The following is a 6,548-nucleotide window of genomic DNA, read 5'->3' on the forward strand; positions in this document are numbered from 1 at the left end:
CCCGACGTGGCGGCTCGCACACGACAGGCGCGCGGCGAACATGAGACAATGGCCGTGTGAGTTCTCAAACAGGCAGAAGGCAGACCAGGCCCGTCGTCGAACATGCCGACGGCACGACATCGAAGACCCCGATGCGCGATGGCCGTCCCCTTCTCAACTTCAAGTCCGCACGCGTCAAGCAGCCGCCTCAGCATCTGGCCGATATGACGATGGACGAACGCATCGCCGCTGTCACGGAGATGGGGTTGCCCGCCTTCCGGGCCAAGCAGATCTCCACCCATTACTTCAGCCACTACGTCACCGACACCGAGGCGATGACGGACCTGCCCAAGGACAAGCGGGCAGAGATCCAGGAACGGTTCTTCCCGCACCTGCTCACCGAGGTGCGCCGACTGCGCACCGAGAACGGCGACACCATCAAATTTCTGTGGCGGCTCTTCGACGGCGCTCTCGTCGAATCCGTGCTCATGCGCTACCGCAACCGCGTCACCCTGTGCGTGTCCAGCCAGTGCGGCTGCGGAATGAACTGCCCGTTCTGCGCCACCGGCCAGCAGGGCCTGACCAGGAACATGTCCACGGCCGAGATCGTCGAGCAGGTCGTCCGGGCCAACCAGGTCATCGCCGCCGGCGAACTCTCCGAAGCTCCGACGTCGGATATGCCCGGTGCCGGCGAGACCGCGCTCGGTGCGGAAGCCGACGATGACGATGCGGCGGGGGAGTCCGCATTCGACCCGGAGGCGACGGCCGCCTCGGCGAAGGGACCCGAACGGGTCTCGAACATCGTGTTCATGGGCATGGGCGAACCCCTGGCCAACTACAAGCGTGTGATGAACGCGGTGCGCCGGTTCGTCGAACCGAGCCCCGAAGGGCTGGGCATGTCGGCCAGGCGGATCACGATCTCCACGGTCGGACTCGTGCCCGGCATCAACAAACTCGCCGCCGAGGACATCCCGGTCACCTTCGCGCTCAGCCTGCACGCACCCGACGACGAGCTGCGTGATGAGATGATCCCGGTCAACACGCGGTGGAAGGCCGACGAGGCCATCGACGCCGCCTATAACTACTACCAGGTGACCGGACGGCGGGTGAGCATCGAATACGCGCTCATCAAGGACATGAACGACCACGCCTGGCGTGCGGAACTGCTGGCGAAGAAGCTCAACGCCCGCGGACGCGGCTGGGTCCACGTCAACCCGATCCCGCTCAACCCGACCCCGGGGTCGGTGTGGACAGCCTCCGACCCGGACGTCGCCGACGAATTCGTCCACCGCCTCATCGATCATGGCATTCCGACGACGATCCGCGATACCCGCGGCTCCGATATCGACGGCGCCTGCGGACAGCTGGCCGCAGCCGACTGATCGATGCTCGGATCGGCACCCGCCGAGCGTGGCCACGCAATTTCTGCGGCTTCCATCTATCATGGTGGAAACACCACAGCCACTCGCTTCTGGAGGAGACATGGCGGACACGACTTTCCCTCGAATGTCCGGATGGAAGAACGGATACGACCCCAAGCAGGTCGACAGCTTCTTCAAACGTGCACGTGAGTCCTTCGAACGGCCGACGCCGCAACCCGGCGACCTCGACTCCCGGGCGGTGCGCACGGTCGGGTTCGACCTCGTCCGCAAGGGCTATCACGTCGCCGTCGTCGATGCCGCGCTCGATCGTCTCGAAGACGCATTCGCCAAGCAGGCCCGCGACCGCCTCATCGCGCAGTCCGGTCAGGACGCCTGGGTCTCCGAACTCACCCGTGTGGCCGCGTCCCTGCGGGGACGCCTCGTCCGTGAGCCCGGGGAGCGCTTCGACAACCCGCCTCCCGGAGTCATCGGCTACGACATCACCCAGGTCGACGACATGTGCGACAAGGTCAACTCGTACTTCACGCAGGGCGTGGCGATGAGCGTCGACCAGGTTCGCCGTGTGCTGTTCAAGACCGCGAAAGGCAAGAAGGCGTACAACGAGGACCAGGTCGATGCGTTCATCGACCGTGTCGTCGAAGTGATGGCCTCCGTTGACTGATTTCCACTACTTCGCGGTTCCGACCGCGACCGATCCCGGCACGCTCAACCCGGTGTACGAACTCCTCGACTTCCCGATCGCGATGGGCCGGGCCGAGGACATCGTGCTGACCGGTCCGGCACCGGAGAAACCGCTCGTCGACGGTCGTGAAGTCACCGATCCCCGCCTGATCAAGGCCCTGTCCGTCCCCGTCGAGCTCGACCGCGCCGAGGTGCTCGACCGCAGTTCGAAGCTCGCCGGAGTGCTGCGGGCCATGGGTGTGGTTCCCGAATCCGGAGCCCGGCTCACCTTCGCCGAGGATGCCCCGCCGTTGGTTCGGGCACTCGGTGCTCTTGCGGCCGCCCGGATCGGGCTCGTCGTGGATCTGCGGGCAGGGGCTGCGTCTGACTCTGCCGCAGACTTGGTGGTTCTCCACGCCATCGAAGACGCACCGATCGAGCCGGGGCGTGCCTCCGTGCGGGTCACCCGTTCGCGCTTCGAAGGCGTCGGCGTGACGATCGGGGCTGAGACCGCGAACCTCGACCAGGCGATGCGCGACTCCCGCGTCGAATTCGCCGCCGTGGTGCCGCTCGACCCGCAGCGCACGCTGGTGCTCACTGATGACGGTGATATTGAGGCGGCTTCGAGCCTCGACTGGTATCGCACCGAGGTCCTCTCTGCCTCCTGAGCCCCGGACGTCTGGGGGCTTCGACGCTGATGATGGTGTCGACGGTCCGGCTTCTGCTGATCTGCGCTCGGCTGAGTCGATTGCTGCCCAGACGGTTGCTGCCCTGCGGGCGGCCGGCTGTGTCTTCGCCGAAGACGAAGCGGCGATCCTGCTGGAGACAGCGACCGCGTCTGCTGTCGACTCGCCCAAGGTCGACGGGCCTGCTGGCGACGGGCCTGCTGGCGCTCATGCTGTGCCGAGACTGGCTGAGCTGGTGGCTCGTCGCGTTGCCGGCGAACCCCTCGAGCAGATCGTCGGTTGGGTCGATTTTGCGGGCTTGCGACTGAGCGTTGAGCCCGGAGTGTTCGTGCCACGGCAGCGAACGGCTCTGCTCGCCGCGCACGCGGTGTCCACGGTTCAGCGGCTGGTGGATTCACGAGGGAACAGGCCGGTGACGGACTCTCGAGGGATCGGGGCAGAAGCAGAAGCCGGCGTCGCGGCAGCGCGACCTGTTGTGCTCGAAGCGTTCTGCGGGGTCGGACCGGTCGTCTCGGTGGTGGCAGCGTCGGTGCCGGGGGTCGATATTCACCTCGGTGATGCACAGGCGGAGGTTGTGGGTTGTGCTGTCGGAAACGCCGAAAGCTGTGTTCACACGGGGGAGTTCGGTCGGGCAGGCGAATCAGTGCCGGCACTGGAGTCCGGCACCACCGTGGCGGGGCATGTCCTCGACTGCCTGCATGGACTGCCCGACTCACTGCACCAGTCGATCTCGGTGATCGCGGCCGTCCCACCCTACGTTCCTGAAACTGCGGCCGATTTTCTGCCTCATGAGGCCCTCGACTTCGAACCGCGCACCGCTCTGTTCGGCGGGTCCGACGGACTCGACCTTGTCCGCCGACTCATCACGGAATCACTCGACTGGCTGGCAGCGGACGGTGTGCTGCTCATCGAACTCGGGCGGGATCAGGCTGCCGAGGCCACCGGCCTCGCTGCCGAGCGGGGGCTGGAAGCCCAGAGCCACCTCGGCGAGGACGACCACACGGCCGTGCTCGAACTGCGCCGGGGCCACTGGAACTGACAACGGCCGGCTGCGTACCGACTGGCTCAAAGTGTCCGTGTAGTGCATTAGGGCTGTGCGCGGGGCGCCTGCACTTTGAGCCAGTCGGTGGGTGGGTGCCGCCGGTACCCCGGCCCACCCCTGGAGTTGAGGCTCAGTTCGCGAAGGCGTTGATTCCGGTCATCGTTCGACCCAGAGTCAGCTGGTGCACCTCGTGCGTTCCTTCGTAGGTGAGCACGGTCTCGAGGTTGACCGCGTGACGCAGCGGCGGGTATTCGCTCGTGATGCCCGACCCGCCGAACAGGGCGCGCAGGTCACGGCAGACATTCATCGCGGTGTCGACGTTGACCATCTTGCCCAGGCTGATCTGCTCCGGACGGACACCTTTCGAGGAGTCCTTGAGCTTGCCCAGGTGAGCGGCGAGCAGAGTGATCTGCGAGTACTGGCCGAAGGCCTTCGCCAGCTTCTGCTGAGTGATCTGGAACGACGCCAGCGGGCGATCGAACTGCACACGGGTGCCGGTGTACTCCAGAGCGGAGAGCAGCGCGTCGCGGGCGGCACCGGTGACACCGAAGACGATTCCGTAGCGGGCCTCGGACAGGCAGGACAGGGGCCCCTTGAGTCCCTTGGCCTTCGGCAGCATCGCATCCTCGGGCAGGCGGACGTTGTCGAGGACGATCTCACCTGTGATCGACGCACGCAGCGAGATCTTGCGGTGGATCTCCGGGGTCTGCACACCCTCGGTGTTCGAGGGGACGACGAAGCCGCGGACGACGTTATTGCCCTTGTCGTCGACCTCTTCGGTCTTGGCCCATACGACCATGACATCGGAGACCGGGGAGTTCGTGATCCACATCTTCGCGCCGTTGAGGATCCAATCGGATCCGTCCTTCTTCGCGGTCGTCTTCATCCCCGACGGGTCGGAGCCGACATCGGGTTCGGTCAGACCGAAGCAGCCGATGGCCTTGCCGGCGGCCATCTTCGGCAGCCATTCTTCTTTCTGCGCTTCCGATCCCCAGTGGTGGATGGCGAACATCGCCAGCGACCCCTGCACGGACACCAGCGACCGCAGACCGGAGTCGACGGCTTCGAGCTCCCGGCAGGCGAGTCCGTACTGAGTCGCCGTCGATCCGCCGCAGCCGTAGCCGTCGAGGTGCATGCCGAGCAGACCGAGCTCGCCGAGTCCTTCGGCCAGTTCCCGAGCGGGGATGGTGGCGTCGAGGAAATAGTCGCCGATCTTCTCCCGGACGTTCTCGTCCAGCCATTTCTTCACGATCGATGCGAATTCGAGGTCATCGGATTCGAAGACCGAATCCAGTCCAAGAATGTCGTCGGGGCTCAGCGTCTTGCTCATATCCATCTCTTTCGCCATTGATTCTTCTCACTCACTGTTTCACCGGAGCGCGGTGGACAACCGGCGCATCCGAACCACAAGATTTCCGCGGCTCCCTGGGCGGAGATCGAAGTGACACACGAGAACGTGTCGAGTCATTTCCCAGAGAACTTTGGCATCATCGGTTGGCGTGAGTAAACGTGGTTTCATTGTAGTCGGCTCAACCGGTTCGGTCGGCACCCAGGCCCTTGATGTCCTTGCCGAACACCGGGACGAGCACGCGATCGTCGGCTTGGCCGCCGGTTCCCAGCTCGACCTTCTGATCGAGCAGGCCCTCGATTTCCACGTTCCCGTCATCGGGCTCACCACTCCTCCCGCCGGAGGAGAGACCGAGGTGCGTGCGCGACTGACCGAGTTGGCTGCCGAGCGGGGGATTGCCGATCCCGTCGACGCCATCCACTTAGGTGTTGACGCCGCCGAGGCGGTCGCAAGCTTGACCGCGGACATGGTCCTCAATGCGATCACCGGTGCCGCCGGTCTCGGAGCGACCCTGGCCGCCCTCGAACGCGGCACGGACGTGGCCCTGGCGAACAAAGAGTCCCTCATCATCGGCGGGTCCATCGTCCTCGACGCCGCTCGTGCCTCCGGGGCCCGGCTGGTGCCGGTCGACAGTGAGCACTCCGCCATCGCCCAGGCGCTGCGCGCCGGCACGCACGGTGAAGTCAGCAAGCTCATCATCACCGCTTCGGGCGGACCGTTCCGCGGAATGACCCGCGATGCCCTGCGTCGGGTCACTCCCGCCCAGGCGCTCAACCATCCCACATGGTCGATGGGGTCGATGATCACCCTCAACTCGGCGACCCTGGTCAACAAGGGCCTCGAAGTCATCGAAGCCCACCTGCTCTTCGACATCGACTTCGATCACATCGAAGTCGTCGTGCATCCGCAGTCGCAGATCCATTCGATGGTCGAGTTCCGCGATGCCTCGACGATCGCGCAGATCTCCCCACCGGATATGCGCCTGCCGATCTCCTATGCTCTGGGCACCCAGGACGACGGAACGACGAAGCGACTGACCTCGGGCGCCGTGCCGCACAATTGGGGCCAGCCCATGCACTGGTCGTTCGAACCGGTCAACCATCTCGCCTTTCCCGCGGTCGGCCTGGCCATCGACGCCGGCAAGAAGGGGCGCAGCTACCCCGCGGTGCTCAACGCCGCCAATGAGGAACTCGTCGCCGCGTTCATCGCCGGTGACATCGCCTTCACCGGAATCGACAGAGGTCTGGCCCGAGCCCTGGCCGCCCACGAACCTGCGGCCGAACACACGGTGGAGACCGTGCTGGCCGCCGACGCGTGGGCCAGGGACTTCGCTCGCGCCGACGTCGCCGAACAGAACAGGGGCCGCCGATGACCGTTGTGCTCTACATCGTCGGGATCATCCTGTTCCTCATCGGCATCTCGATCTCGATTGCGCTGCACGAACTCGGCCA

6 protein-coding genes are annotated in these 6,548 nt (G+C 65.4%); 5 read left to right on the forward strand and 1 reads right to left on the reverse strand.

The window, feature by feature from the left end; translation table 11 throughout:
* The first annotated feature begins 131 nt into the window (after positions 1–131).
* The 4 genes from rlmN to ACTIIH_RS14300 all read left to right on the forward strand — a co-directional run bounded on the left by rlmN (position 132) and on the right by ACTIIH_RS14300 (position 3,746).
* Positions 132–1,361, forward strand: a complete 1,230-nt coding sequence (gene rlmN, locus ACTIIH_RS14285) for a 23S rRNA (adenine(2503)-C(2))-methyltransferase RlmN (protein WP_441452584.1) — start codon at positions 132–134, stop codon at positions 1,359–1,361.
* A 100-nt stretch (positions 1,362–1,461) separates the two neighbouring features.
* Positions 1,462–2,022, forward strand: a complete 561-nt coding sequence (locus tag ACTIIH_RS14290; protein ID WP_025777300.1) for a DivIVA domain-containing protein — start codon at positions 1,462–1,464, stop codon at positions 2,020–2,022.
* Positions 2,015–2,689, forward strand: a complete 675-nt coding sequence (locus tag ACTIIH_RS14295; RefSeq protein WP_441090749.1) for a hypothetical protein — start codon at positions 2,015–2,017, stop codon at positions 2,687–2,689. Before ACTIIH_RS14290 ends, ACTIIH_RS14295 begins: the two co-directional genes overlap by 8 nt.
* A gap of 661 nt (positions 2,690–3,350) precedes the next feature.
* Positions 3,351–3,746, forward strand: coding sequence for a hypothetical protein (locus ACTIIH_RS14300; protein WP_441452578.1), 396 nt, complete (start codon positions 3,351–3,353; stop codon positions 3,744–3,746).
* 133 nt (positions 3,747–3,879) lie between these two features.
* Here ACTIIH_RS14300 and ACTIIH_RS14305 read toward each other — a convergent pair whose 3' ends face one another.
* On the reverse strand, positions 3,880–5,079 hold the full coding sequence (locus ACTIIH_RS14305) for an acyl-CoA dehydrogenase family protein (RefSeq protein WP_441452580.1): 1,200 nt from the start codon (positions 5,077–5,079) through the stop codon (positions 3,880–3,882).
* Between the two features lie 169 nt (positions 5,080–5,248).
* On the opposite strand from ACTIIH_RS14305, the gene dxr reads away from it, so the two are divergent.
* Complete coding sequence (gene dxr, locus ACTIIH_RS14310; protein ID WP_441452582.1) at positions 5,249–6,469, forward strand: 1-deoxy-D-xylulose-5-phosphate reductoisomerase; 1,221 nt, start codon at positions 5,249–5,251, stop codon at positions 6,467–6,469.
* The last annotated feature ends 79 nt before the right edge of the window (positions 6,470–6,548 follow it).

It is taken from the genome of Brevibacterium sp. (assembly GCF_052105255.1).
Classification (GTDB): domain Bacteria; phylum Actinomycetota; class Actinomycetes; order Actinomycetales; family Brevibacteriaceae; genus Brevibacterium; species Brevibacterium linens_B.

Bases quoted from the DNA above. Each gene is read 5' to 3' on its own strand.
- rlmN (WP_441452584.1), top strand. From the start codon at position 132: ATGCGCGATGGCCGTCCCCTTCTCAACTTCAAGTCCGCACGCGTCAAG.
- ACTIIH_RS14290 (WP_025777300.1), top strand. From the start codon at position 1,462: ATGGCGGACACGACTTTCCCTCGAATGTCCGGATGGAAGAACGGATAC.
- ACTIIH_RS14305 (WP_441452580.1), bottom strand. From the start codon at position 5,079: ATGAGCAAGACGCTGAGCCCCGACGACATTCTTGGACTGGATTCGGTC.